The organism is Bradyrhizobium sp. USDA 4454 (genome assembly GCF_054822705.1).
The window spans coordinates 6,444,673-6,469,327 of record NZ_JBTRCN010000001.1; the positions used below are offsets into that span (position 1 = coordinate 6,444,673).

Below are 24,655 nucleotides of genomic sequence, written 5' to 3' on the forward strand. Positions count from 1 at the left end.
TGACGCCATGGCACGGGTTTACGTCTCCACCGTCGTCAACGCCCGCAATGACCGGGTCTGGGCCCGCGTGCGCGACTTCAACGGCCTGCCGAACTGGCACCCCGCGATCGCCGAGAGCCGGATCGAGGGCGGCGAGCCCTCCGACAAGATCGGCTGCATCAGGGACTTTCGCCTGCGCAACGGCGACCGGATCAGGGAGAAGCTGCTGGGGCTGTCCGACTACGACATGTTCTGCACCTACTCGATCCTGGAATCGCCGATGGGCGTCGAGAACTATGTCGCGACCTTGCGGCTGACGCCGGTCACCGATGGCGATCAGACGTTCATGGAATGGACCGCCGAGTTCGACTGCGCGCCGGAGCGCGAGACCGAGCTCGTCAACAATATCGGCGGCGGCGTGTTCCAGGGCGGCTTCGACGCGCTGAAGCGGGCGTTTGGGGGCTGACGAAATGCTTCTGTCAAATTTCGCCGCGCAGACAGTGCACCTCACCCCTTGTGGGAGAGGTCGGATCGCATCGCCAGATGCGATCCGGGTGAGGGGTTGTGGTCCCTGGTGGGGCCTGAGCCCCCTCACCCGGCGCTGCATGCCGACCTCTCCCCGTTGGGGAGACGTGGTGCACGCGGCAACATCGATGCAAACGACAGACGTTGGACACTGACCGTGCCGCATATCGTCAAAAGCACAATCCTGAATGCACCGACCGATGCGGTGTGGGCCGTGCTGCGCGATTTCAACGGCCATGACCGCTGGCACCCGGCGGTCGCGAGCAGCGGCATCGAGCGCGCGCAGCCCTCCGACAAGATCGGCTGCGTCAGGCGCTTCAAGCTGAAGGACGGCGCCGAGCTGCGCGAGCAGCTGCTGGCGCTGTCCGATCTGGAGCAGTCGTTCAGCTATTGCCTGCTCGATACGCCGATCCCGATGTTCAACTATGTGGCGCATGTCCGCCTGCTCCCGGTCACCGACGGCGACCGCACCTTCTGGCACTGGGAATCGCGCTTCACGACGCGGACCGAGGACAGGGACCGGATCACGCAGATGGTCTCGGAAGAGATCTACCAGGCCGGCTTCGAAGCCATCCGCCGGCATCTGAAGGAGGCCGCGTAAGCGGGGACAAACATCATGCCAGTCACGGTGAGGACTTTTACCAGCACCCACGACGCAGCAGCAGCGCTGTCGTCGGATCGCAGCGCGCGCTATCTCGGCGGCGGCACGCTGGTGATGCGGGCGCTGAACGAGGGCGACATCTCGATCTCGACCGTCGTGCGCGCCAGCGACCAGGCGATGACGCGGATCGACGCCACGGGCTCGCGCATCACGCTCGGCGCCGGCGTCACCTTTGCCCGCATTCTGGCCGAACGCGATCTCGCCTTCCTGCACGGCCCTGCCCGCTCGATCGGCGGGCCGGCGGTGCGCAACATGGGCACGGTCGGCGGCAATTTGTTCGCGCCGGTGCCCTATGGCGACTTCACCGTCGCGATGCTCGCGCTCGACGCCATGGTGTCGGTGCAGGGCGGCCTCGGCGGCCGCGAGATCCCGATCGACGAATTCCTGCAATCGCGCGACCGGCAGACCGGCGCGCTCGTTCTGGCGATCTCCCTTGCCAAACCCGGCAGCGCCGATGCGTTCCGCTACCGCAAGATCGCGCGCATCAAGCCCAAGGGCGGCGCGGTGATCACGCTGGCAGCGCATCTGCCGGTCAACGGCGGCCGGATCGTCGGCGCACGTGTCGCGCTCGGCTCGATGGCGCCGACGCCGATCCGGGCCCACAGCGCCGAGCGTGCGCTGGAAGGTCGCGCGCTCGACGCCTCCACGATCGGCGCAGCGGCAACGGCAGCCGTCGAGGGAACGTCGCCCGGCGACAATGCGCTCGCCAGCGCCTGGTATCGCCGCGAGATCGTCGGCGTGCATCTTCGCCGCCTGCTGTCCGGTCAGGAATAGAGCGCCATGGCCAAGACCCCTCTGCAATTCAGCCATAATGGCCGCGACGTCGCGATCTTCGTCGACGGCGGCACCAATTTGCTGGTCGCATTGCGCGAGCTGATCGGCGACATGACGCCGAAATTCGGCTGCGGCCAGGGCGGCTGCGGCGCCTGCAGCGTCTTGATCGACGGCGAACTGCACCTCTCCTGCCTGACGCTCGCGGAAACGGTCGCCGGCCGCTCGGTCGAAACGCTCGACGGCATCAAGGACGGCCCCAATCTGCACCCGCTGCAGCGCGCCTTCGCCGACAATTTCGCCGCGCAGTGCGGCTATTGCACGCCGGGCATGCTGATGGCCGCCAAGGCGCTGCTCGACCGCAATCCGCAGCCGAGCCGCGCCGAGGTGGTCGAGGCGATCTCGGGCAATATCTGCCGCTGCACCGGCTATGAGCCGATCATCAACGCCGTGCTGGCTGCCGCTTCCGGCAGCCGGGCTCGCGCGTAAGGGAACAGTGCCATGCTGGAATTGCGCAAGGACATCTTCGCCGACGAGCGCGACGACAACCTGAAGGAGATCGGCAAGGGTACGCAGCGCCAGGACATGCTCGGTCATGTCACCGGCACCTCGCCCTATTTCGACGACCATAAGCTGCAGGGCATGCTGCATCTGAAGGTGGTCCGCAGTGTGCATTCGCACGCAAGGCTGCGTCGGATCGACACCTCCGAGGCCGAACGGTCGCAGGGCGTGCGGCGCGTGATCCGTGCCTCCGATGTTCCGCGCAATCTGAACACGCTGCTCTCGCTGATCAATTTCGGCAAGGACGACGAGCCGTCGCTGGCTGTCGACAAGGTGCGCTACAAGGGCGAGCCGATCGTCGCTATCATCGCCGACAGCCCGCGCGAGGCCTATGAGGCGATCGCGAAGGTCAAGATCGACTATGAACCGCTGCCGGCGGTGTTCGACGTCGAGGACGCGCTGAAGCCGGGTGCGCCCGTGGTCAACGAGGTCTATCCCAAGAACACCTTCACCTATCACGAGACCTATGATCGCCAGCAGTTGCGCTTCGGCGATGCGGACCGGGCGCTGGCTACCGCCGACCATGTCCTGGAGCAGCGCTACCAGATGTCGCCGATCGAGCACGCGCCGACCGAGACCAACGGCTCGATCGCGGCACCGGACACCAACGGCCGCTATGTCGTCTACACCTCGACGCAGGCACTGTTCTTCTCGGTCGACACCTGCGCAAAGATCCTCGACGTGCCCTCCAACACCTTGCACTTCATCGGTGGCACGGTCGGCGGCGGGTTCGGCGGCAAGGTCGATACGCTGACCGAGCCGCTCTGCATTCTCGGTGCGATGCTGACCGGGCGCCCGGTACGCTACGTGTTCGGGCGCGAGGAGGAGATGCAATATGGCCCGCCGCGCGGCGCCGAGCGCATCTACATCAAGGACGGCGTGATGCGCGACGGCCGGGTCGTCGCCCGCAAGGTGCGGGCCTATTTCGACAGCGGCGCCTATACGCGACTGTCGAGCTATGCCGCGGTGAAATGCGCCGCACATCTGCCCGGCCCCTACACGATCCCGAACGTGCATGGCGACGTCTATTGCGTCTTCACCAACCGCACGCCCGCAACCGCGATGCGCGGCTTCGGCGTCACGGCGATGGATTTCGCGATCGAATGCCAGATGGACAAGCTCGCCCATCTCGTCGGCATGGACCCGATGGAGTTCCGCATCCTCAATGCGTATCGCGACGGCGACATGAAGGCGCACCGCCGCGAGGCCAAGAACACGGCGTTGATCGAATGCGTGCAGGTTGCCGCGGAGAAGGCCAAATGGCCGCTTCGCGAGGAGTTCAAGCGGATGTCGTCGTGCAAGGATGGTGGCGGCGCGCGTGCCGCCGTAACGCCGACACCGCGCGAGCCGCATGCGCCGGCGGCCGCACCGTCGCAGCAGCGCACGACATATGACCGCGCGCCGGCCGCCACCCGCGAGCCGACGCCACCCCCGCCTTCTTCGCCGTCGCCATCATCGCCATCGCCACGGCCGAGCGCGCCGTCGCATGGCGCCACCCGCTTCTCTTCTGTCTTCGGCACCAGGAGGCGCTGACCATGACCAGGCATCGCGGACGCGGCATCGCGTCGGTCAATTATCCCATCGGCATGAATCTCGGCGGCGATCCGAGCCAGGCGCTGGTGCATTCCAACCCGAGCGGCAAATTCACCGTGGCACTGTCCTCGATCGACCTCGGCCAGGGCATGAAGTCGGTGATCCGGCAGATCTGCGCCGAGACGCTCGGCGTGCCGGTCGAGGACGTCTATGTCGATACGGCGGATTCCGACACCGGGCCGCACTGCATGGGCTCGTTCGCCTCGCGCGGCACGCATCGCGTCGGCAACGCGGTGATGGCGGCAGCGCGGGAGGCGCGCGGCGTGATGATGGAGGCGGCCGCCGAGGAGCTCGAGGTCAACGCTGCCGATCTCGAGACCGACGGCCGCGGTAACATCCATGTCAAGGGCGCGCCGCATCGCTCGATCTCGACCAAGGACGTCGCGATCGCCGCCCAGTTCAAGCAGGGCAAGACGATCTCCGGCCGCGGCATTTTCCTGGTGCCGCTGTCCGATGTCGATCCAGAGACCGGCGAGATGTCGCCGGCGACCTGTTACGCGCATGCCTGCCTGGTCGCCGAGGTCGAGGTCGACGACGAGACCGGCGAGGTCGACATGGTCAGGATGGATTCCGCTTACGAACTCGGCCGCGCGCTCAATCCGCGGCTGGTCGAGCAGCAGCTGGTCGGCGGCGCCTGGATGGGCGTGAGCCACGCGCTCTACGAGACGCCGGAGCCTTACTATCCGGAGCCGGTGCACGGCCCGCGCGACTTCGTCGAATATCTGATGCCGGGACCGGGCGACATCTGCCCGCACGACATCGCGGTGCTGGAACGTCCGGCGCCGGACGGCCCGTTCGGCGCCAAGGGGCCGGGCGAGATGTGCGCCAATCCGGTGCTGCCGGCTGTCGCAAACGCGATCTTCAATGCGGTCGGGGTGCGGATCGACGATCTGCCGATCACGCCGGAGAAGGTGCTGCGCGCGATCAAGGCGCAGGGCGGCGCGCGGCCGCAGCCGCGGCGCTGAGGTCGCTTCATGCCGGTCCGCAGCAACATCGTCGGCATCGACAGTCCTGAAGCGCTGGAGAAAGCGCTGCGTGCGGCTTATTATCTCGCCGACGACGGCATCGCGACGGCCTCCTATCTCTCGCTCGCGCTCGGCAAGCCGCTGCTGCTGGAGGGCGCGCCGGGTGTCGGCAAGACCGAGGCCGCAAAGGCGATCGCCGCCGTGCTCGGACGCCGACTGATCCGCCTGCAATGCTATGAGGGCATCGACGCTTCGGCGGCACTCTACGAGTGGAACTATCCGCGCCAGATGCTGGCGATCCGGCAGGCTGGCGAGGAGAGCATCGACATCTATGGCGAGTCGTTCCTGATCGAACGCCCGATGCTGGCGGCGCTGCGCGCGCCCGACGCAACGGTGCTGCTGATCGACGAGATCGATCGCGCCGATCAGGAGTTCGAAGCCTTCCTGCTCGAATTCCTCTCCGATTTCCAGATCTCGATCCCGGAGCGCGGCACCATCCGCGCCACTGAACATCCCGTCGTGGTGCTGACATCGAACCGGACGCGCGACCTGCATGAAGCGCTGCGACGGCGCTGCGTTTATCACTGGATTGACTATCCGAATGCCGAGCGCGAGGCGCGGATCGTGATGATGCGCGCCTCCAGCGTTGCGGAAGCCACCGCCCGCGCGGTGGTCGCCGCCGTCGGCCGGCTGCGCCGCGAGCCGCTGAGCAAGGCGCCGGGAATCGCCGAAGCGGTCGACTGGGCGGAGGCCGCAACCCTGCTCAACAAGGGCGGCGCACGCTGGCCTGACGCGTTCAAGCGCTCGATCGGCGTCGCGCTGAAGGACGAGGAGGATCTGCATTTCATCTCGCCGCGGCTCGATGCCATCATCGCGGAGGCGGCCGCATGAGCGACGATCTTAAGCTGCCGCACGCCGCGTGGATCTTCGTGTCCTTTGTCGCGCTGCTGCGCGCCAACGGCTTCTCGGTCGCGCCGGAGCAGACCACGAGCTTCCTCGCCGCAATTGAATTGCTCGGGCCAAGAAGCCTGGCGCATATCCGTCAGGCTGGGCTCGCGACGCTGGCGCCGCCGCCGGAGCGCCGCGCGACCTATGACCGGCTGTTCGACATCCATTTCCGTGGCACTGATGCGATCGAGCAGGCCGAAGGCGAGGACGAGGAGACCGTCCTCCTGCAGGAGGAGGGCCGTGGCGAGGACGAGCCGCCGCTGGCCGACGAGGCCAACGAATCCGGCCTCGCCGCGGCGCGGGCCGAGGCGCTGGTCGAACGCCGCTTTGCGCAAGTCCCAACCAGCGATCCGCTGCGGCAATTGTCGCGCGAGGCCGCGCGGCGGCTGCCGCGGCGGCGCGGTCACCGCCGCCGCCGCGCACGCAGCGGCCCATTCGCTGACTTGCGCCGCACCTTGCGTGACAGCGTGCGCAATGACGGCGAGGTGCTGCGGCTCGGCCGGATGCGCCGCCGCCAGCGCCCGCGCAAGATGCTGTTGCTGATCGACGTCTCCGGCTCGATGAAGGCGCGCACCGAGGAGAACATGCGGTTGGCGCACGCGCTGGTACAGGCCGCGAGCAATGTCGAGGTATTCACCTTCGGCACGAGGCTGACACGCGTCACGCCTGCGCTGCGGCCGAAACGGCGCGAACAGGCGCTGAATGCGGCCTCGCTGCTGGTCAGCGACTGGGACGGCGGCACGCGCATCGGCGACGCATTGCAGGCGTTCCTCGCGGTGCCGCGATTCGGCGGCTATGCCCGCGGCGCGGCGGTCGTGATCGTCTCGGACGGCCTCGAACGCGGCGATCCGGCGGGGCTGCGCGATGCGGTGGCAAAACTGTCGCGCCGGGCCTGGCGGGTGAGCTGGCTGACGCCGCTTGCGACCTGGCCCGGCTTCAAGCCGCAGACCGAGGCGCTGATCGCAATCCAGCGCTTCGTCGATGATCTCGTGGACGGCGGATCGAGCGCGGCCGTGGTCGCGCATCTGCTGTCGCTTGCAACAAGGAGAGCTGCGTGACCGGCATTGTCGACGGGCATCATCATATCTGGCGTCAGGCCGATCTCGCCTGGCTGTCCGGCCCGATGCAGCCGCGCATCTTCGGCCCCTATGAGCCGATCCGCCGCGACTACCCGATCGAGGAATATCTCGACGACCTCAAGGACACCGGCGTTAGCCGCTCGGTGTATGTCCAGACCAACTGGCCGAACGGCCGGTTCGAGGACGAGGCTGCCTGGGTGCAGCAGACCGCCGATACGCACGGCTGGCCGCACGCGCTCGTCGCCTATGCCGATTTTTCCGTCGACGACGTCCGGCCGCAGCTCGATCGCCTGCAGCGCTATCCGCTGGTGCGCGGCGTGCGCATGCAGCTGCACTGGCACGACAACCCGCTGTATCGCTTCGCGGCGCGTCCGGATCTCTGCACCGACCCGGTGATCCGGCGCAATGTCGGTCACCTTGCCGACTATGGCTGGAGTTTCGACCTGCAGGTGTTCGCGCCGCAGATGGCCGATGCGGCAGGCCTCGCCGAAGCGTACCCCGGCGTGATCTTCATCCTGCAGCATGCCGGCATGCTGGAGGACCTGTCGCCGCAGGGCCGCGCCGCGTGGCGCACCGGCATGGCACGGCTCGCGCAATGCCCCAACGTGGTTTCGAAACTGTCCGGGCTCGGCACCTTCATCCATCGCAACGATCCCGCACACATCGCCGGGGTCGTGATGGATACGGTCGCGATCTTCGGCGCCGATCGTTGCCTGTTCGGCTCGAATTTTCCGATCGAGAAGCTGTGGACCAGCTACCGCGATCTCATCGACGCCTTCAAGGCGGCCACTGAGCGGCTCAGCGCGGAGCAACGCGAGGCGATCTTCAGCGCCACGGCGGCGCGGGTCTATCGGTTGGGGCCGTAGACGCGACGCAGACACGAACACAACAACGAATATGAATTGGAGGGAGAGAGATGCCGCTGGAGATCAAGGTCCTGGACTATGGCGATATCGAGCTGGAATCGAGCTTTCTGGTGCTCGGGCGCGACTGCGGCCGCACCCGGCGCGTGCTGACGCTCGGCTTCTTGATCCTCGGCGGCCCCTACCCCGTGGTAGTCGACACCGGCTACCGCTCCAACCAGATCATGGAGACGCTCGGCATGCGCGGGCTCCAGTTCCACGAAAACATGATCGAGAACCAGCTTGCCCGCCACGGCGTGCGGATGGGCGACGTCCGCTTCGTCTGCCACACCCATCTGCACATCGACCATGCCGGCAAGGACGATCTGTTCCCGATGAACACGACGGTCGTCCTCAACCGCAAGGAGTTGGAATATTCCGTCTCGGGACTGATGCATCCGCAATATCCCGCGCCCGACATCAAGCATCTGATCGACCGGCTGCACACCAAGAGCGCGTTGCGCTTTCTCGACCTCGAGATCACAGGCCCCGTCGAGCTGATGCCGGGCGTCTATTGCGACGCCGCCAACGCACATACGGAAGGCTCGATGAACATCCACGTCCACACCGCCGACGGGATCGCGACGATCTGCGGCGACGTGATCTACGATTTCAACGACCAGATCGTCACACCCTTCAACGAGATCCACGATTGGGAGCCACGCACGACAGGCAATCATGGCACCAGCAAGCGCGCCGAGAAGGCCGCGATCAAGAAGCTGCTCTCCAGCTCGCGCTATCTGCTGCCGGTGCATGATCGCCCGGCCAAGGTCGAGGGCGGCATAGTGGTCGGCCGCCTGCATGATCAGGTGCCGGGGCCTGTCGTGCAGAGCTTGCCGCAGCGCAACTGGTTCCCGGCGTAATAGCGAGGACGAATGCGATGACGCATGTCACGCTGCGTAGCGAGTTCGAAGATCTGATCGATCCCTATGCGCCGGTCGGCCAGGTCGGCACCGGCTTCGATTTCACGGAAGGACCGATCTGGCATCCGGTCGATCACTTCCTGCTGTTCTCCGACATGCCGGGCGACGTGCGCCGGCGCTGGGATGCGCGGCGCGGCGTGGTCGAGGTCAAGCGGCCGTCGAACAAATGCAACGGCATGACCTATGACGCCGACCTCAATCTGATCGTCTGCGAGCATGCGACATCGTCGCTGATCCGCGAGCGTCCCGACGGGCGGCGCGAGGTGCTGGCCTCGCATTACGAGAATCAGGAGCTCAACAGTCCGAACGACGTCTGCGTGCATTCTTCCGGCGCGATCTATTTCTCCGACCCCTGGTACGGCCGGATGCCTGTCTATGGCGTCGAGCGGCCGCGGCAGCTCGGATTCCAGGGCGTCTATCGCGTGCCGCCGGGCGGAGGCGCGCCGAAGCTGCTGGTCGACCGCTATTTGTTCGAGCAACCGAACGGGCTGTGCTTCTCTCCGGACGAACGCATCCTCTATGTCAACGACACCGTGCAGGCGCTGATCCGCGCCTTCGACGTCGGCGCCGACGGTGCGCTTACCAATCCGCGCGTGTTCGCCTCGGGCATCCGCTCCGAGATCGAGCCCGGCTTGCCCGATGGCATGAAGTGCGACCAGCGCGGCAATGTCTGGGTCACCGCGCCCGGCGGCGTCTGGGTCTATTCGCCCGGCGGCAATCTGCTCGGCAAGGTCCGCCTCCCCGAGCTCGTCGCCAACCTCGCCTGGGGCGGCGCCGATTTCCGCACGCTTTATCTGACAGCGACCCATTCGGTCTACGCAATCCCGACCAAGGTCGGGCCACGCCACGAACCCTATATGAGCGGCAAGCGCGGCAGCGCATCGTCCTCCACGCCTGCGCCTAATCTCGCCGCCGGCGAGATGCAGATCGATCCGCAGCGTTGCGCGATGATCATCCAGGACATGCAGAACGACGTCATCATGGATGGCGGCGCGTTTGCGGAGTCCGGCGCGCCGGCACACGCCCGCCAGCAGCATGTCGTCGAGAATGTCCGCCGCGTTGCCGAGGCCGCGCGAGCACGCGGCGTCGCCATCATCCATGTCTGGTTCGTCGTCGAGCCGGGCGCTCCCGGTGTCACCCTGAACGCACCGCTGTTCGAGGGGCTGGTCGACAGCAAGGCGATGGTGCGCGGCAGCTGGGGCGCGGCACCGGTCTCCGGGCTCGAGCCGCGCCCGGGCGATTTCGTGGTCGAAAAGATGCGGATGAGCGCTTGGGAAGGCACCAAGCTGGAAACCATCCTGAAGGCGACCGGCCGCGACATGATCATCAACACCGGGGCCTGGACCAACATGTCGGTCGAGCACACCGCACGCACCGGCGCCGACAAGGGCTATTTCATGATCGTGCCCGAGGATTGCTGCTCGACCATGAATGCCGACTGGCACAATGCCGCGATCAATTTCGCGCTGCAGAACGTCTCGGTCGTGACCAACGCCGACACCGTCATCAAGGCACTCGGCTGAGGAGGCGCGGTGCCGAAGCTGCTGCATCTTGCCTGCTCTCCCCGCGCCGATTCGGAATCGGCGGCCGGCGCGCGCGTCTTTCTCGACCGATTCCGCGAGGCGCGGCCGGATTGGGAGATCGACGCGATGAACCTGTGGCGCGAGCCGCTGCCGGAGTTCGAGGGTTATCTGCTCGAGGCGAAATACGCCCGGATTGGCGGCAAGAGCTTCACCAATTCCCAGCACGACGCCTTCGCAGTCGCCGAGCGCCTCGCGCTGCGGCTCGCGCTGGCCGACCGCGTGCTGATCTCGACGCCGATGTGGAATTTTTCGATTCCCTACAGACTGAAGCAGTGGCTCGACGTCATCATCCAGCCCGGCCTGACCTTCCGCTTCGATCCGGCGCTGGGCTACCTGCCGCTGCTCAAGGACCGCCCGACGGCCGTGATCCTGGCCAGCGGCAGCGACTTCGTCACCGGCATGAACCGCGGCCGCATCGACATGGCGACGCCGTACTTGCGCGAGGTGCTGCGCTTCATCGGCATCAGCGACGTGCGCTTCGTGCCGATCGGCCCAACCACCGGGCCCGCCGAGCCGATCCGCACCGCGCGCGACGCCGCGCATCGGCGATTGGCGGAGATAGCGGGGTGGTTTTGAAGGCAAACGCCTGCGCCATCGGGCAAATGGCTGGAGGCGTTCTTGTGCCTCGTCATTCCGGGGGAGCCCGAAGGGCTGAGCCCGGAATCCATTGAACCGCATCACGCGTGGCGAAATGGATTCCGGGCTCCCGCTTCGCGGGCCCTCAGGTGCGCAATTGCGCACCGGGAATGACAAACGAACTACGCCTCCGCCGCAGGAAACACCAGCCGGCACAGCAATCCCGGCGCGTTGTCGCGCAGTTCGATCCGTGCGCCGTGCAGGCTTGCGACCGCCGCCACCAGGCTGAGGCCGAGGCCGTTGCCTGGCGTGTAGCGGCTCTGCTCGAGCCGGTAGAAGCGCTTGAAGACATGATCGTGTTGCCCGGCCGGGATGCCGGGCCCGTCGTCGGCGATCGAAATCAACGGCCCACCTTCGTCGTTCTCGCAGGTCACGGTCACCCGTCCCCCCGGGCGGCCATGCTTGATGGCGTTGTCGACGAGATTGGCGATGGCATCGAACAACAGGTCGCGGTCGCCGGTGACCGGCACCGCGGGATCACCGGCGAGATCGAGATGGGTGGTGACCTCCTCGGCCGCGGCATCGTAGAGCTCGACCACCTCGCCTGCGATCTCGACCAGATTGACGGTGCGGAACGCGCCCTTGCGGGCCCGCGTCTCGATCTCGGAGATCCGCGTGATCGACGCGAACATCCCGAGCACCGTGTCGAGATCCGCAATCGTATCGCCGATCAGCGCCGCGTCGGCCTCCTGGTTGCGCGGGGCGTGATAGGCCTTCTCCAGCCGGCCGCGCATCCGGGTCAAAGGCGTGCGCAGGTCGTGGGCGATGTTCTCGCCGACCTGCTTGACGTCTCCCATCAGCCTCTGGATCCGGTCCAGCATCAGATTGAGATTCTCGGCGACGCGATCCCATTCGTCGTGACTGCCGCGGAGCGGGATGCGCTGGTCGAGGCCGGAGAGCATGATGGCGCGGCTGGTCGCATTGATCTGCTCGATCCGGCCGACCGTTCGCCGCGTGACGCCGATGCTGGCCGCGGCCGCAAGGCCGATGATCAGCAACACGACGGCGATGCCGGCCGCCCTGATCTGCGTCATGAAGCCGTCGAGATCGCTGATGTCGCGGCCGACCAGCAGCCGATCGCCGTTTGACAAGGTCTCGGTCACGCCGCGCACCATCGCGGGTCCCGAGGCAAGCTCCGGCAGCGAGGTGCGAAATTCGGCCCATCCTTGCCCGGCGGTGTCCGCCGGCCATTGTTTGAGATTCCCGGCAAGGACCACGGAGCCGGGACCGGCCAGCAGATAAACGTGGTCGGCAAAGGTCTTGTCCGCGATGCGTTGCGCGATCAACGCGATCAGGCCATCGCGGCCGGACCGCGCATAGGCCCCATCGAGGCTCGCCCGCTCGGTCATGATGGCGCGGTCGGACCGGTCGCGCACATAGGACAGCGTCGACCCGTAGACGTAGGCGAAGATCGCGGACACGATCAGGCCGAAGACGCCGATGGCGATCAAGGCCAGGCGGAATGTCGATGAGCGGAGGGTCTTAGCCAGGAGCACGGAGGCAGTACCCGATGCCGCGGATGGTGTGGATCAGCGGATAAGCTTGCTGGTCGTCGACCTTGCGGCGCACCCGTCCGACGTAGACGTCGATGATGTTGGTCGAGGGATCGAAGTGCAGGTCCCAGACATGCTGCAACAGCATGGCGCGCGACACCACGCGGCCCTCGTTGCGCGCGAGGTATTCGAGCAGCTGGAATTCCTTCGGCAGCAACGGAATCTTGCGGCCGCGGCGGCTGGCCGTCCGCGCAATCAGATCGACCGCGAGATCGCCGACCCGCAGGATGGTCTCCTTGGCTACGGTCTCGCTGCGGCGGCCCAGCGCCTCCAGCCGCGCCAGCAATTCGACAAAGGAGAACGGTTTGACCAGATAGTCGTCGCCGCCGGCGCGCAGGCCGCGAACGCGGTCGTCGATCTCGCCGAGCGCGCTGATGATCAGGAACGGCACCGCGATGCCGTCGTCGCGCATCTGGCGCATCACCGCGATGCCATCGATATCGGGAAGCATGCGATCGATCGTGATCACCGCATAGTCACGCGCCGCGCCCTGGCTCAGCGCCTCGCGGCCGTTCGCAGCCAGATCCACCTCATAGCCGCTGGTGGTGAGCTCCTCGACGAGTTGACCTGCGGTTTCCGGATCGTCCTCGACGACGAGAATGCGGCGGTGAGCACCGGTCATTGTGCAAAACTCTCCGAGTTGTCTTGAACCCTGTCGAGTTCGCAAACTCTCCGAGCGCGCGTGCCCCGCGACAGCCGCCGCCAGACTATCCCATTCCGGGGCTGGATGGAACGCCTGGCGACGACCGCGACAACGGTGCGGTTGGTTGGGCGATCACCAATAGTCCCCGCACACATTGACCCATTGCAGCCCGTAAGCCGTCCATACCCTGCGGTAGCAGCCGCCGTAGTAATCGGCATAGACATAAGGCCCGCCGAAGAATGCGAAGCGATGGAAGCGGTGATGATGGAAGGGGCCGCCGTGATGGAAGAAGCGTCCGCCGTGGAATCCGGCGCCGGCAAACCGCGGGCCAATTGCCGGTGCACCTACGAAGCGGGGACCGCCAAAGTGTCCGCCGGCAAAGTGCCCGCCGCCGCCCATGGCCGCGAACGCCATGCCGCCGCCACGCATACCGCCGCCGCCAAAGCCGCCACCATGCATGCCGCCGCCCATGGCGCCAGCAAAGCCACCACCGCCGTGGCCGCCGCCGAAACCACCACCGCCATGTCCGCCGCCGCCACCACCGCCGCCTCTGGCAAGGGCTGCGGGTGCAAGCGCAACGCCGACCGCGAGCGTCGCCGCCGCGAGACATTTGAGAAGCCTCTTGGTCATCGAGATATCCTCCCTGATTGGGACCGCGGCGAACTCTCGTCGCCGCAAGCAGAGGATGCTCAGAAGACGCAAGCGTGAGGCCGACTTCAACTGACAAATGCGCCAGATTCTGACAGCGGAGTTAGGATCGGCACGAGGTTTTCTGCTTGCGGCAAGCCCCGCGCGTCCGGTTCAAACTCCCGTACGATCTTCGCGTCAGTCCGGCGCGCTCGCCTTCAGGCTGCGCGTGGCGCAGGCACAGCCCTTGATTTTGCGCGATCCCCGTGATAGCCAAGCGGCATGATCAACGTCGTGCGCACCGCGAACCGCAAAAACATGACCCACTCTTGCTGGGCCGTGGGAGGAGTCGTGCGCTAGGAATTCGACGACGCGATCTTTCACCAGGCCCCGCCGGCATCGGACGGGGCCTTTTGTTTGGCCACACTCCTGTCGGCACACCAGCAGGAGCATGCGATGCCACCACAACAGACGAACTTCACATCCGAAGTCGGGCGCGACGCCGCCGGGCTCGGCCGCGCCATCGCCTTGGCGATAGACGCCACGGGCGATGCTGTGGCCGAGCCATGCCCGGATGCCTCCATCGCAGCGCGGAGAGACGCTTTCTCGGAAAAGCAAGCGGCTGGACCACCGGTCGCAGCGACGGAGAGCGTCCCGGGCTTGCTTCAGCGGTGCTGGCGTGCGTTCCGCATCTGGAGGCAACGCAAGAGGTTACGCGTGAGTTTGCGCGGCCTGAGCGACAGGCAACTGATGGATATCGGCCTGACGCCCAGCGAGATCGACCACATCGCGGCTCACCGAGCTCTCGAAAGGCTCAGGGATAGCACCGCGCACACATGGCTCTCGCGCGGCCTGATGTAGCCGGCAGGTCACCAGCAGTGCTGTGGCGTTCCAGGGCAGACAACGGTGGCGGATCCGCGAAGCGTGATCCGCCACCGTTCTGCGATCGCCGTGAGATGGCCGATGGCGCCAACGCGGCTCAGGTCGGCTTGCCGCGCCCGCTCTTCTCGGCGGCGCGGCGCAGCGCGTCGGCGAGCGCGCCGCCCCCGGACTGTTCCTGCGGGCGGCGCGGTGCGGACGATGTCATCTTGGCCGAGCCGCGCGAGAAATCGCGCGACGGTCCCGCATTGTCCTTCTTCGGCCCGATCTCGTCGTCGAGCCTGAGCGTCAGCGCGATGCGCTTGCGCGCAACCTCGACGTCCAGGACCTTGACCTTGACGATATCGCCCGGCTTCACCACCTCGCGCGGGTCCTTGATGAAATTGCGGGACATTGCCGAGATGTGCACCAACCCGTCCTGATGCACGCCGATGTCGACGAAGGCGCCGAACGCGGCGACGTTGGTCACGGTGCCCTCGAGGATCATGCCCTTCTTGAGGTCCTTGACCTCCTCGACACCTTCCTTGAACACCGCCGCCTTGAACGCCGGACGCGGATCGCGGCCGGGCTTTTCCAATTCGCGCAAAATGTCGGTGACGGTCGGCAGACCGAAGGTGTCGTCGACAAAGGATTGCGGCTTCAGCCCGCGCACCACGTCGGCATTGCCGATCAGCGCCTTGATGTCGCTCTTGGTCGCCTCGAGGATGCGGCGCACCACCGGATAGGCTTCCGGATGCACGCCGGACGAATCGAGCGGGTCCTCGCCATTGCTGATGCGCAGGAAGCCGGCGCATTGTTCGAACGCCTTCGGCCCGAGCCGCGGCACGTCCTTCAGCGCCTTGCGCGACTTGAACGGGCCGTTGGCATCGCGGTGCTGCACGATGCTTTGCGCCAGTCCCGCGCCGATGCCCGAGACCCGCGAGAGCAGCGGCACCGAGGCGGTATTGGCATCGACGCCGACCGCGTTCACGCAATCTTCCACCACCGCATCGAGCGAGCGCGCCAGCTTGGCCTCGCCGAGATCGTGCTGGTACTGGCCGACGCCGATCGCCTTCGGATCGATCTTGACCAGCTCGGCCAAGGGATCCTGCAGGCGCCGCGCGATCGAGACCGCGCCGCGAATGGTAACGTCAAGATCGGGCAATTCGTTCGAGGCGAAGGCGGAGGCCGAATAGACCGACGCGCCGGCTTCGGAGACCACGATCTTGGTTATCTTGCGCTCGGGCAGCCGTTTCACGAGCTCGGCCGCGAGCTTGTCGGTCTCGCGCGAGGCGGTGCCGTTGCCGATCGCGATCAGCTCGACGCCATGCTCGATCGCAAGCTTGCCGAGAATGGCGAGCGCCTCGTCCCAGCGCCGTTGCGGCTCGTGCGGGAAGATCGCGGTGTGCGCCACCACCTTGCCGGTCGCATCGATCACCGCGACCTTGACACCGGTACGATAGCCGGGATCGAGCCCCATGGTGGCGCGCGGGCCGGCCGGCGCCGCGAGCAAGAGATCGCGCAGGTTGGAGGCGAACACGCGCACCGCCTCGGTCTCGGCCGCAGTCCACAGCCGCAGCCGCAGATCGATATTGAGATGGATCTGGATCTTGGTGCGCCAGGCCCAGCGCACCGTCTCGGTCAGCCATTTGTCGCCCTTGCGGCCCTGGTTGGAGATCGCAAAGCGGTTCATGATCCGGAGCTCGTAGAGACCGGGCTGGCCTACGGCCGGCGCCTCGGCCTCCGGCTTGATCGCGAGGTCGAGGATCTCCTCCTTCTCGCCGCGGAACAGCGCCAGGATGCGGTGCGACGGCAGCTTCGTCAGCGGCTCGGAGAAATCGAAATAGTCCTTGAACTTCTCGCCTTCGGTCTTCTTGCCGGTGCGGACGGTCGAGACCATGATGCCGTTCGACCACATCTCCTCGCGCAGCGCGCCGATCAGGTCGGCATCCTCGGCGAAGCGCTCGACCAGGATGGCCCGGGCACCGTCCAGCGCGGCGGCGACGTCGGCGACCTGCTTCTCGGCGTTGACGAAGGGCGCGGCGGCCTCGTTCGGATCGTTTTGCGGCTGCGTCAGCAGCTGATCGGCGAGCGGTTCGAGGCCGGCTTCCTTGGCGATCTCGGCCTTGGTGCGGCGCTTCGGCTTGTACGGCAGATAGATGTCTTCCAGCCGGCCCTTGCTGTCGGCGGCCATGATCTGGGCCTCAAGCGCGGCATCGAGCTTACCCTGCTCGCGGATCGAATTGAGCACCGCGGTGCGGCGCTCCTCGAGCTCGCGCAGATAGGTCAGCCGCTCTTCCAGCGTGCGCAGCTGCGCGTCATCGAGCGCGCCGGTGAGCTCCTTGCGGTAGCGCGCGATGAACGGCACCGTGGCGCCGCCGTCGAGCAGCGTGACCGCCGCCTCGACCTGCTCGTCGCGAACGCCAAGCTCCTGCGCAATCTGATGATGAATCTTTGCCACGCTCGTCTCTCTGAATCGTCGCGCCGCATATGGCGCGGACGCCGCTTATGAACCATCCTGGATTGATTCATCAAGGCGCGCTGTGGATCAAATGAGGCGCGCCCGGCAATCTATTTCAGGGATGCCGGCCGCCCGCGGCTTGACAAATAGATGCGCGCCGCATTGCCGCCGAAAATCGCAGCCCTCGCGTCGCTTGACAAATCAGCCAGCAGGCTCTCTGCGGCCGCGAACCATTGCGCATAGCCGCCGGCGAGATTGACCACCGGCCAGTCGCTGCCCCACAGCATCCGCTGCGGCCCGAAGCAGGCCAGCGCATGATCGACGGCCTCGCGCAAATCCTTGATCTGCCAGTTCGCCGCCGCCTCGGTTGCCAGCCCCGACAGCTTGCAGACGACGTTGGATCGACTTGCCAGCTTTGCGATGTCGTCCTTCCAGCCCGCGATCTCGCCGGTGGCAAGCTGCGGCTTGCCGAAATGATCGAGCACGAATTGCAGATCCGGATGCCGATCGACCAGCTGGATGAGCCGCGAAAAATGGCGCGGCAGCACCAGCGCGTCGAACACCAGATCATGCCGTGCCATGGCCTCGAGCGGCGCCGCCAGCTCCGGCCGCAACAGCCAGTCGTCGTCGGCGATGTCCTGCACCATCGGCCGCAGGCCGACCAGCAGCTCGCGCCCGGCGACGGCGTCGACGCGCGCCGCGGCATCGGGCGCGTCGAAGTCGATCCAGCCGACCACGCCGCGCACCTGCTCGGCGCCCTTGGCGACGTCAAGCATGAATGCGGTCTCGGCTTCGGTCGGCGCGGACTGCACCAGGATGGTGCCGTCGATCCCGGCGGCGGCAAGATGCGGCGCGAGATCGGCCAGGCCGAAGTCGCGGTAGATCGGCCCGCGCTCCGGCGTCAGCCAGCCATAGTCGGCGCGCGCCAAGGTCCAGACATGGTGATGGGCGTCGATCCGCATCATGCCGTTACCGGCGCGTGCTGGTCGAGCAGCCCCTCACTTTTCAGGTCGCGCCACAAGGCCGCGGGCACCGGTGACGACAGCGCGGCGACGTTGCGCTCGACCTCCTGCGGGGTCTGCGCGCCGAGCACGAGGCTCGCGACCGCCGGATGGCCAACCGCGAAATGCAACGCGGCGGTCGGCAGCGCCACGCCATGGGCGCGGCAGACGCGCTCGATCGCGGCGACCTTCTGCATCACGTCCGGCTGGGCGTCCTTGTAATTGTACTTGGCGCCGGCCACCGCGCCGGTCGCCAGGATGCCGGAATTGAACACGCCGCCCAGCATCATGCCGATGCCCTGCTGCTCCGCCAGCGGCAGGAATTCGGCCAGCGCCGGCTGCTCCAGCAGCGAGTAGCGGCCGGCAAGCAGCATGGTGTCGAACGTTCCCGCCTTGGCGAAGCGCACGCACATGTCGGCCTCGTTGACGCCAATCCCGATGCCCTTGACCACGCGCTCGGCGCGAAGCTTGTCGAGCGCGACATAGGCGCCCTCCATGGCTTCGCGAAACCGCGCCTCGATGGCATCGGCGCCATGGGTCCAGACGTCGACGTCGTGGATCAGCAGCAGGTCGATGCGATCGGTGCCGAGCCGCAGCAACGACTGCTCCACCGAGCGCATGGTGCCGTCATAGGAATAATCGACTACCGCACGATGCGGCGCGCCGCCGACGAAATTCGAACCGTCGCCGCGGCCGCGGAACGGGTCCATCCAGCGCCCGACCTTGGTGCAGACGACAATATCGTCGCGCGCCACCCGGCGCAGCGCGGTGCCGCTGCGGTGCTCGGCGAGGCCGTGGCCATAGAGCGGCGAGGAATCCAGCAGATTGACCCCGAGCGCAAACGCCCGCTCCGCCGCCGCGATCGCCGCATTGTCGTCGAGCCGCGCGAACAGATCGCCAAGCGGCGCAGTACCGAAACCGAGGATGGAAACGTCAAGCCCGGTGCGGCCAAGCCTGCGGCGTGGCAGTGCCTGTGCTGGATCTGAAGATTGGTATTGGTTCACCATGGTGGCTCCCTGCAGTCTTCTTGCTTGCAGAGAGAGTAGCCTCGCGGCCACGCCACACACAAGCCGAAGCGCGCGGCGCCTCACGTGAGCGACGCTCGTGATCAGGCCGGTGGCCGAAGGTTCCACAACGGCCGAAAGTCCCGCGCCACAACGCCTTGGCTACGCGTCCGAAAGAACCTGCTCGGCGACGTTGTCGACCACCACGGGGCTCTCGAAATAGCTGACCGTCGGATCGGCGCCGTACTTGTCGCGGGCGCGGCCGCGCCACGCATTGGTGTACAGCGCTTCCGCCTCCTCCCTCGAATTCCAGAAATAGATCCCGCCGGCGGTCATGCCGTCCTCGGACAGCAGATAGGTCTTACGAAACAGCCCCTGGACGCCGCGATAGATCGGCGCGGTGCTCAGGAAGATGGCGCGCGCTTCCTCGCGCGTGATCGGCTTCGGCAATTTGAACGACGTGACGGCAGTAATCATGTTGATCTCCTGTGACATCATTCTTGACATGATTGTCATTCTTGACGATGATGTCAAGAATGATTGGTGGAGCGAGCAGATATGGTCGGCGTACGTCAGTTCGACGAGGACGAGGTGGTCGCGACCGCGCTCGACGTGTTCTGGCGCAAGGGCCTGCACGACGCGACCATGCAGGATCTCGCCGCCGCCACCGGGGTGCAGCGCGGCAGCCTCTACAACGCCTATGGCGATAAGGAAGCGATCTTCCTGCGCGCCTTCGATCGCTATGCCGAGCAATTCCTGGACGTGGCCGGCAGCGCGCTGGCGCAGGGCGATGCAGCGACCGGGCTCAAGACCTTGTTCGACATGATCATCGTCAACATGACGGATGGTTCGCCGCCCAGGGGCTGCCTGACCACGCGCACCGCACTCGATGCGGCGATCTCAAGCGCGGATGTGCGCCAGCGCGTGCAGGGCGTGCTCACTCGGCTCGAACAGTTGATCGGCGAGGCCATCGGCCGGGCGCCGGACAAACGGAGCGCGGTCGATGCGACCCGGCTGGCGCGCGTCATCGTGACGTTCACGCGCGGACTGGCCGTCATGGAGCGCGCCGGCTACAGCCGCAAGCAGCTGCGGGACTTAGCCGCGACGTTCATCGAGGCGGTGACCAGCCCTCGCTGAGCCAGGGTTCAACCCGGCGGCTTGCGCGACCACGCGCCGACAAAGGTCGGCAGCGCAAACACGCCATCCATGGCGACCACTTGCGCGCGCAGGCGTTCGGCAAAACTGTCCAGCGCCAGTTCGGCCTCGGTGGCGACACCGAGCTTGACGATGTGCGGCAGGTTGCTGCGCAGGCCGCTCGCCATGTAGTCGTAGCCGTCGAAATCTACCCCGCCGCCTACCGGCGCGAACAGGCTCATGCGCGGCGCGGGAAGCCCGGCCGCCACCAGGGCGCCGTGCAACGACAATCCCATCCGGTTGTTGAGACCGGCCCGCTGAAACATCTCCTTCACGGTGGCCCATGCCTGCGACAGCAGCGGCGACGGTGGATTGGCGATCGGCCCCTCGCCCCAGTCGAGGTCCTGGAACGCCACGATGCCGCCAGGCTTGACGTGCCCGAGCAGATGCCGGAGCAGTGCCGCGGGATCCTTCACATAGATCAGCACCAGCCGGCCGACGACCGCATCGAAATCGTGCTCCAGCGCGATCGAGTTGATGTCGCCGACCCGGAACGAGAGCTGACTCAAGCCGAGCGCGCGCGCCGTGCTCGCGGCCTCCGCGACGATGGCCGGATTGCTGTCGACGCCGACGACCGCCCCGCTCGGCCCGACCAGGTTTGCCGCAATGAAGGACACGTTGCCGGCTCCGCTGCCGACATCGAGCACCTTCATGCCGTGCGAGACCCCGGCCTCGCGCAGGAGCTGCCATGTCGAGGCATCGTAGAGCTGCGATTGCCGCTTGAGCCTGTCGGTCTCCGCGGTCGAGCGTCCCATCACGTAGTTCGGATCGTAGCCGGACGTCTCTTGCATGGGCGTACCCGCCTTCGGTTTGTGATTGTTGCGCCCCTGCTCGCTGCGACTACAAGCTCGAAAGGAAGCCTTGCAGATCCGCCGCAAAGCGCTGCTCGAACGCGATGGCGCGATGGGGTGAATGGCCGCAACCCGCGTAGCGAACGATGTCGGCACGCGGATTGGCGTGCGCGAGCCGGGCATCATGGTCCGGCAGAAAGGCCGCCCCGCATCCGGGATCGGCCTGAACAATCTTGACCGGGCACAGGAATTCCCGCTCAGTCGGAATCGCCGCAAGGACGGAGCCCGCGACGTTGCCGTCCGCCCAGCACCGCCCGTCCTGCCGCTGCAACGCAGACGCATGACTCAACAGATGACGGGGACCGAAATGATCGCGGCCGATCCCGCCCATCGGGGTCGGCGAGTCGGCAAGGAATGCAAGGTAGGTGCCGAGCGGCGCGTGGGCCTGCTGCCATGCGGCCTGACGCGCGCTGACGATCGAGAACAGCTTTGGAAACGCCGACTTCTCCCACTCGCCGGGCTGCCCGAGATACCACGGCGGATCCTCGAGGAAGACGGCGCGGACATTGGCATCGCCGCGCTGCGCCATCACACCGGCAACGCAGCCGCCGAGCGAGTGCCCGACGATCACTGCCGGGCGCCCGATCGCGGCCAACGCGGTCTGCGCGTCCGAAACATAGTCGGCGAGGGCGTAGCTTGCGGCCCGGTCCGAGTGGCCATGTCCCCGGAAGTCCAGGGTCCAGACCCGGTATCGATCGCTGAGCCGATCGCCTATCTCCTGCCATGTATCCCGGCTCAACGACAATCCGTGCAGGAACAGGATCGGCTCACCGTCCACAGGGCCGTCAACCGAAGCAGCAAGCCTGACGCCGGCATTGTCGAGCGCGATATCGGTCACCAGAACTCTCCGTTGCAACATTCGATCAGCATCAGCTCGGCCCGCCCGGGTCCGACCGATCTCAGCGCGCGATCTGCCGGAACTTGTCGGACAAGCCATCGAGATAACCGACCCAGGTCGAATTGATCGGCTGGCTCTCGATCAGCGCGTGGAAGCGGATCATCATGCAGATCAGGAACAACGGCTGGATGAACGCCGCGCGCACCGTCACCGCCAGTAGGGCAGCGATGAACACGGTGACCAAGGCGCCATATTCCCTGACCGCCTCCGGCAGCCAGACCGTCACCACGCCGGCGGGGACCAGCAGCAGCAGGCAGAGCAGGATGCTCAGGATCCGCTCGACGATGACCATCCAGACCGACGTGGTCAGGATCGGCTTCGCGTTCTGGCAATAATAGACCAGCCCGTCCTGGATGTTGCGCCTGGGATCATCGCCGCCGCGCGCCAGATCGTAGGACAGCACCACCTTGTCCAGATAGCGCGTCGCGGCCGACAGGATGGTGTTGAGCAGACCGACGATCGCCTTCATGCCCGGCGCCGGCAGCCATTCTCCAATCGTATCGAGCGCATTGTGGAACGCGCGGAGCACGGCGCGGATCAGCGCGTTGAGCCCGAACAACACCGCGACCTCGCCGAAACGGTCCATCACGATCCGGCGGCCATAGGCGAACTGCCCTTCGCTGCCGTTGCCGACACGGCCATGCGTGATCAGCTCGGTCAGCACAGCGACGTGGCCGCAGGCGATCATGTGCAGCGTGTAGCGCAGGATGGCACCCCAGATCCATCCGCCGAGCAGCAGGATGCCGAGCAGCCAGCAATAGCCGAACACGCTGGCAACGTGGGTGCCGAGCCATACCGCGCCACCGACCGCGACAATGGCCCAGATCGCGCAGGCCGCGGCGAAACCCAGCAACACGCCCCATCGCGCCAGGGCGTAAGGCAGAGTCTCGAGCAGCAGCTTCAGCGCGGTACCAAGACCGTGATCGCGCACCAACAGCGGATAGGAATGCGACGGCCCCTGAGGTGATCCCTCGGAATATCCCGGGGATTGCCCCGCGGCGCGCCATTCGCCAGAACGACCGCCGCCATTGCTCAGACTCATGTCAGACACGTGTTGCTCTCTTCCGTTGCCGTCGAACGACGTCCGGCGTTGGCAGTCGTTGGGTCAATCAATCGGGAGTGGTCCCGCCTGGCGTCACAGCGCCAACACCTCCGGGGCTGGCAGAGGGTTGGTCCGTTGGCGCTGTGAGCCGGCATGGCCGCGACATCGATCAGGGAGGTGCGCCGATGTCGCGGCCAGCGATCATTGGCCGGCGGCCGGCAACTCGGCGTAGTTGCCGTCCTTGTCGCGGCGGTACACGACGTAGTCGATCAGCGTGATGTCACCCTTCGGCGTGTAGCTGATGTTGCCGAGCACGGTGTCCCAGCTTCCGGCCTTGATGGCGGCCGCGACCTTCTTGGCATCCGTGGTCTGGGCGCGGGTGGCGGCCTGGCTCCAGATCTGGAACGCGGCATAGCTGTAGAGCGTGTAGCCGTCCGGATCGATGCCCTTGTCCTTGAACTTCTTCAGGGTCGCCGCCGCGGTCACCTTCTTGCGCGGATCCGGCGAGAAAGTGAACAGCGAGCCCTCGGCAAGGGGACCCGCGATCGCGGCGAACTGCTTGTCGACCAGGGCGTCGCCGCCCATCAGCACCGCATTGACGCCCTGCTCGCGCATCTGGCGCAGGATCAGCGCGGCCTCGGCGTAGTAGCCGCCGACATAGACGAAATCGATCGATTCCTTCTTGAAGCGGGACACCAGCGCGGCAAAATCCTTGTCGCCCTTGGTGTACGCCTCGTAGAGCTTTTCCTTCACGCCCGCCGCGTTGATGGCGTTCTTGGTCTCGTCAGCCAGCCCTTTGCCGTAGGTCGTCTTGTCGTGGATGATCGCGACGTTCTTTGTCTTGTAGTTCTTGATGATGTAGGCGGCCGCGACCATGCCCTGCTGGTCGTCCCGGCCGCAGACGCGAAACGTGTTCCAGAGCCCGCGCTCGGTGAACAGCGGGTTGGTCGAGCCGGGCGTGATCTCCAGCACATTGCCCTCGGCATACGCGTCCGAAGCAGGGATCGAGGTCGACGAGCAGAAGTGCCCGACGACGAACGGAATCTTCGCGCCTGCCATCTTCTCGGCAACCGACACCGCCTGCTTCGGATCGCAGGCATCGTCGCCGACTTCCAGCTTCAGCTTCTTGCCGAGCACGCCGCCCGCCGCGTTGATGTCGGCAATGGCGAGATCGGCCCCGTTCTTGAACTGCTGGCCGAAGCTCGCCTCCGAGCCGGTCATCGGCCCGACCACGGCAACGCTGATATCCTGCGCCAGGGCGGCACTGGACAAGGCCAGGCTCGCGCCGAGCGCAAGAAAATATTCTCGAAGTGCAAACTTCATCACATTCTCCTCGATGGTCTCAAGTCGCCTCAATGCATCGCAATCGACTCAGGTCGCCGGCTGCGACGATCACC

General features: G+C 66.2%; 25 protein-coding genes. 14 read left to right on the top strand and 11 right to left on the bottom strand.

The window, feature by feature from the left end; all coding sequences use genetic code 11:
• Nucleotides 1-7: 7 nt before the first annotated feature.
• From ACVIW0_RS29945 to ACVIW0_RS30000, 12 genes are all read left to right on the top strand, one after another.
• Complete coding sequence (locus ACVIW0_RS29945; RefSeq protein ID WP_298375193.1) at nt 8-445, top strand: SRPBCC family protein; 438 nt, start codon at nt 8-10, stop codon at nt 443-445.
• Between the two features lie 216 nt (nt 446-661).
• The gene (locus ACVIW0_RS29950; RefSeq protein WP_461355622.1) at nt 662-1,105 is read left to right on the top strand and encodes an SRPBCC family protein; all 444 of its coding nucleotides are present in this window, start codon (nt 662-664) and stop codon (nt 1,103-1,105) included.
• 15 nt (nt 1,106-1,120) lie between these two features.
• A complete protein-coding gene (locus ACVIW0_RS29955) occupies nt 1,121-1,939 on the top strand; it encodes an FAD binding domain-containing protein (protein ID WP_461355623.1) in 819 nt (272 codons plus the stop codon).
• A gap of 6 nt (nt 1,940-1,945) precedes the next feature.
• Nucleotides 1,946-2,425 carry a (2Fe-2S)-binding protein gene (locus ACVIW0_RS29960; protein ID WP_461355624.1) on the top strand — a complete coding sequence of 160 codons (480 nt, stop codon included), beginning with the start codon at nt 1,946-1,948 and terminating at the stop codon, nt 2,423-2,425.
• A gap of 12 nt (nt 2,426-2,437) precedes the next feature.
• On the top strand, nt 2,438-4,030 hold the full coding sequence (locus ACVIW0_RS29965; protein ID WP_461355625.1) for a xanthine dehydrogenase family protein molybdopterin-binding subunit: 1,593 nt from the start codon (nt 2,438-2,440) through the stop codon (nt 4,028-4,030).
• 2 nt (nt 4,031-4,032) lie between these two features.
• Entirely contained in the window at nt 4,033-5,055 is a 1,023-nt protein-coding gene (locus tag ACVIW0_RS29970; protein WP_461355626.1) for a xanthine dehydrogenase family protein molybdopterin-binding subunit, read from the top strand.
• 9 nt (nt 5,056-5,064) lie between these two features.
• On the top strand, nt 5,065-5,946 hold the full coding sequence (locus tag ACVIW0_RS29975) for an AAA family ATPase (protein WP_461355627.1): 882 nt from the start codon (nt 5,065-5,067) through the stop codon (nt 5,944-5,946).
• Nucleotides 5,943-7,061 carry a vWA domain-containing protein gene (locus ACVIW0_RS29980; RefSeq protein WP_461355628.1) on the top strand — a complete coding sequence of 373 codons (1,119 nt, stop codon included), beginning with the start codon at nt 5,943-5,945 and terminating at the stop codon, nt 7,059-7,061. The genes ACVIW0_RS29975 and ACVIW0_RS29980 overlap by 4 nt, the downstream gene beginning before the upstream one ends.
• Nucleotides 7,058-7,948, top strand: coding sequence for an amidohydrolase family protein (locus ACVIW0_RS29985; protein WP_461355629.1), 891 nt, complete (start codon nt 7,058-7,060; stop codon nt 7,946-7,948). Before ACVIW0_RS29980 ends, ACVIW0_RS29985 begins: the two co-directional genes overlap by 4 nt.
• Nucleotides 7,949-7,998: 50 nt before the next feature.
• Nucleotides 7,999-8,847 carry an MBL fold metallo-hydrolase gene (locus tag ACVIW0_RS29990; protein ID WP_461355630.1) on the top strand — a complete coding sequence of 283 codons (849 nt, stop codon included), beginning with the start codon at nt 7,999-8,001 and terminating at the stop codon, nt 8,845-8,847.
• 17 nt (nt 8,848-8,864) lie between these two features.
• A complete protein-coding gene (locus tag ACVIW0_RS29995) occupies nt 8,865-10,430 on the top strand; it encodes an isochorismatase family protein (RefSeq protein ID WP_461355631.1) in 1,566 nt (521 codons plus the stop codon).
• Between the two features lie 9 nt (nt 10,431-10,439).
• Entirely contained in the window at nt 10,440-11,066 is a 627-nt protein-coding gene (locus ACVIW0_RS30000; RefSeq protein WP_461355632.1) for an FMN-dependent NADH-azoreductase, read from the top strand.
• Between the two features lie 182 nt (nt 11,067-11,248).
• On the opposite strand, the gene ACVIW0_RS30005 is transcribed toward ACVIW0_RS30000, so the two are convergent.
• From ACVIW0_RS30005 to ACVIW0_RS30015, 3 genes are all read right to left on the bottom strand, one after another.
• Nucleotides 11,249-12,268 carry a sensor histidine kinase gene (locus ACVIW0_RS30005; protein WP_461357468.1) on the bottom strand — a complete coding sequence of 340 codons (1,020 nt, stop codon included), beginning with the start codon at nt 12,266-12,268 and terminating at the stop codon, nt 11,249-11,251.
• Between the two features lie 340 nt (nt 12,269-12,608).
• On the bottom strand, nt 12,609-13,301 hold the full coding sequence (locus tag ACVIW0_RS30010; protein ID WP_461355633.1) for a response regulator transcription factor: 693 nt from the start codon (nt 13,299-13,301) through the stop codon (nt 12,609-12,611).
• A 153-nt stretch (nt 13,302-13,454) separates the two neighbouring features.
• The gene (locus ACVIW0_RS30015) at nt 13,455-13,952 is read right to left on the bottom strand and encodes a hypothetical protein (RefSeq protein WP_461355634.1); all 498 of its coding nucleotides are present in this window, start codon (nt 13,950-13,952) and stop codon (nt 13,455-13,457) included.
• A 453-nt stretch (nt 13,953-14,405) separates the two neighbouring features.
• On the opposite strand from ACVIW0_RS30015, the gene ACVIW0_RS30020 reads away from it, so the two are divergent.
• Nucleotides 14,406-14,810, top strand: a complete 405-nt coding sequence (locus ACVIW0_RS30020; protein ID WP_461355635.1) for a DUF1127 domain-containing protein — start codon at nt 14,406-14,408, stop codon at nt 14,808-14,810.
• A gap of 118 nt (nt 14,811-14,928) precedes the next feature.
• On the opposite strand, the gene ACVIW0_RS30025 is transcribed toward ACVIW0_RS30020, so the two are convergent.
• From ACVIW0_RS30025 to ACVIW0_RS30040, 4 genes are all read right to left on the bottom strand, one after another.
• The gene (locus ACVIW0_RS30025) at nt 14,929-17,268 is read right to left on the bottom strand and encodes a Tex family protein (RefSeq protein WP_461355636.1); all 2,340 of its coding nucleotides are present in this window, start codon (nt 17,266-17,268) and stop codon (nt 14,929-14,931) included.
• A 110-nt stretch (nt 17,269-17,378) separates the two neighbouring features.
• The gene (locus tag ACVIW0_RS30030) at nt 17,379-18,233 is read right to left on the bottom strand and encodes an amidohydrolase family protein (RefSeq protein WP_461355637.1); all 855 of its coding nucleotides are present in this window, start codon (nt 18,231-18,233) and stop codon (nt 17,379-17,381) included.
• Nucleotides 18,230-19,276, bottom strand: coding sequence for an aldo/keto reductase (locus ACVIW0_RS30035; RefSeq protein ID WP_461355638.1), 1,047 nt, complete (start codon nt 19,274-19,276; stop codon nt 18,230-18,232). The genes ACVIW0_RS30030 and ACVIW0_RS30035 overlap by 4 nt, the downstream gene beginning before the upstream one ends.
• A gap of 159 nt (nt 19,277-19,435) precedes the next feature.
• Nucleotides 19,436-19,750: a monooxygenase gene (locus ACVIW0_RS30040; protein ID WP_461355639.1), complete on the bottom strand. Its 315-nt coding sequence runs from the start codon at nt 19,748-19,750 to the stop codon at nt 19,436-19,438.
• Between the two features lie 81 nt (nt 19,751-19,831).
• Between ACVIW0_RS30040 and ACVIW0_RS30045 the strand changes: the two genes are divergently transcribed.
• Complete coding sequence (locus tag ACVIW0_RS30045; RefSeq protein ID WP_461355640.1) at nt 19,832-20,410, top strand: TetR/AcrR family transcriptional regulator; 579 nt, start codon at nt 19,832-19,834, stop codon at nt 20,408-20,410.
• A gap of 8 nt (nt 20,411-20,418) precedes the next feature.
• On the opposite strand, the gene ACVIW0_RS30050 is transcribed toward ACVIW0_RS30045, so the two are convergent.
• The 4 genes from ACVIW0_RS30050 to ACVIW0_RS30065 form a co-directional block, all read right to left on the bottom strand.
• Entirely contained in the window at nt 20,419-21,258 is an 840-nt protein-coding gene (locus ACVIW0_RS30050) for a class I SAM-dependent methyltransferase (protein ID WP_461355641.1), read from the bottom strand.
• Nucleotides 21,259-21,307: 49 nt separating this feature from the next.
• The gene (locus ACVIW0_RS30055) at nt 21,308-22,156 is read right to left on the bottom strand and encodes an alpha/beta fold hydrolase (RefSeq protein ID WP_461355642.1); all 849 of its coding nucleotides are present in this window, start codon (nt 22,154-22,156) and stop codon (nt 21,308-21,310) included.
• A gap of 61 nt (nt 22,157-22,217) precedes the next feature.
• Entirely contained in the window at nt 22,218-23,267 is a 1,050-nt protein-coding gene (locus ACVIW0_RS30060) for a hypothetical protein (RefSeq protein ID WP_461355643.1), read from the bottom strand.
• 192 nt (nt 23,268-23,459) lie between these two features.
• Complete coding sequence (locus tag ACVIW0_RS30065) at nt 23,460-24,581, bottom strand: branched-chain amino acid ABC transporter substrate-binding protein (RefSeq protein WP_461355644.1); 1,122 nt, start codon at nt 24,579-24,581, stop codon at nt 23,460-23,462.
• Nucleotides 24,582-24,655 lie beyond the last annotated feature (74 nt).

What these genes read in the sequence shown, in the direction of transcription:
- ACVIW0_RS29945 (WP_298375193.1), top strand. Translation starts at nt 8, where the DNA reads ATGGCACGGGTTTACGTCTCCACCGTCGTCAACGCCCGCAATGACCGG.
- ACVIW0_RS29955 (WP_461355623.1), top strand. Translation starts at nt 1,121, where the DNA reads ATGCCAGTCACGGTGAGGACTTTTACCAGCACCCACGACGCAGCAGCA.
- ACVIW0_RS29960 (WP_461355624.1), top strand. Translation starts at nt 1,946, where the DNA reads ATGGCCAAGACCCCTCTGCAATTCAGCCATAATGGCCGCGACGTCGCG.
- ACVIW0_RS29965 (WP_461355625.1), top strand. Translation starts at nt 2,438, where the DNA reads ATGCTGGAATTGCGCAAGGACATCTTCGCCGACGAGCGCGACGACAAC.
- ACVIW0_RS29970 (WP_461355626.1), top strand. Translation starts at nt 4,033, where the DNA reads ATGACCAGGCATCGCGGACGCGGCATCGCGTCGGTCAATTATCCCATC.
- ACVIW0_RS29975 (WP_461355627.1), top strand. Translation starts at nt 5,065, where the DNA reads ATGCCGGTCCGCAGCAACATCGTCGGCATCGACAGTCCTGAAGCGCTG.
- ACVIW0_RS29980 (WP_461355628.1), top strand. Translation starts at nt 5,943, where the DNA reads ATGAGCGACGATCTTAAGCTGCCGCACGCCGCGTGGATCTTCGTGTCC.
- ACVIW0_RS29990 (WP_461355630.1), top strand. Translation starts at nt 7,999, where the DNA reads ATGCCGCTGGAGATCAAGGTCCTGGACTATGGCGATATCGAGCTGGAA.
- ACVIW0_RS29995 (WP_461355631.1), top strand. Translation starts at nt 8,865, where the DNA reads ATGACGCATGTCACGCTGCGTAGCGAGTTCGAAGATCTGATCGATCCC.
- ACVIW0_RS30010 (WP_461355633.1), bottom strand. Translation starts at nt 13,301, where the DNA reads ATGACCGGTGCTCACCGCCGCATTCTCGTCGTCGAGGACGATCCGGAA.
- ACVIW0_RS30015 (WP_461355634.1), bottom strand. Translation starts at nt 13,952, where the DNA reads ATGACCAAGAGGCTTCTCAAATGTCTCGCGGCGGCGACGCTCGCGGTC.
- ACVIW0_RS30020 (WP_461355635.1), top strand. Translation starts at nt 14,406, where the DNA reads ATGCCACCACAACAGACGAACTTCACATCCGAAGTCGGGCGCGACGCC.
- ACVIW0_RS30030 (WP_461355637.1), bottom strand. Translation starts at nt 18,233, where the DNA reads ATGATGCGGATCGACGCCCATCACCATGTCTGGACCTTGGCGCGCGCC.
- ACVIW0_RS30035 (WP_461355638.1), bottom strand. Translation starts at nt 19,276, where the DNA reads ATGGTGAACCAATACCAATCTTCAGATCCAGCACAGGCACTGCCACGC.
- ACVIW0_RS30040 (WP_461355639.1), bottom strand. Translation starts at nt 19,750, where the DNA reads ATGATTACTGCCGTCACGTCGTTCAAATTGCCGAAGCCGATCACGCGC.
- ACVIW0_RS30045 (WP_461355640.1), top strand. Translation starts at nt 19,832, where the DNA reads ATGGTCGGCGTACGTCAGTTCGACGAGGACGAGGTGGTCGCGACCGCG.
- ACVIW0_RS30050 (WP_461355641.1), bottom strand. Translation starts at nt 21,258, where the DNA reads ATGCAAGAGACGTCCGGCTACGATCCGAACTACGTGATGGGACGCTCG.
- ACVIW0_RS30065 (WP_461355644.1), bottom strand. Translation starts at nt 24,581, where the DNA reads ATGAAGTTTGCACTTCGAGAATATTTTCTTGCGCTCGGCGCGAGCCTG.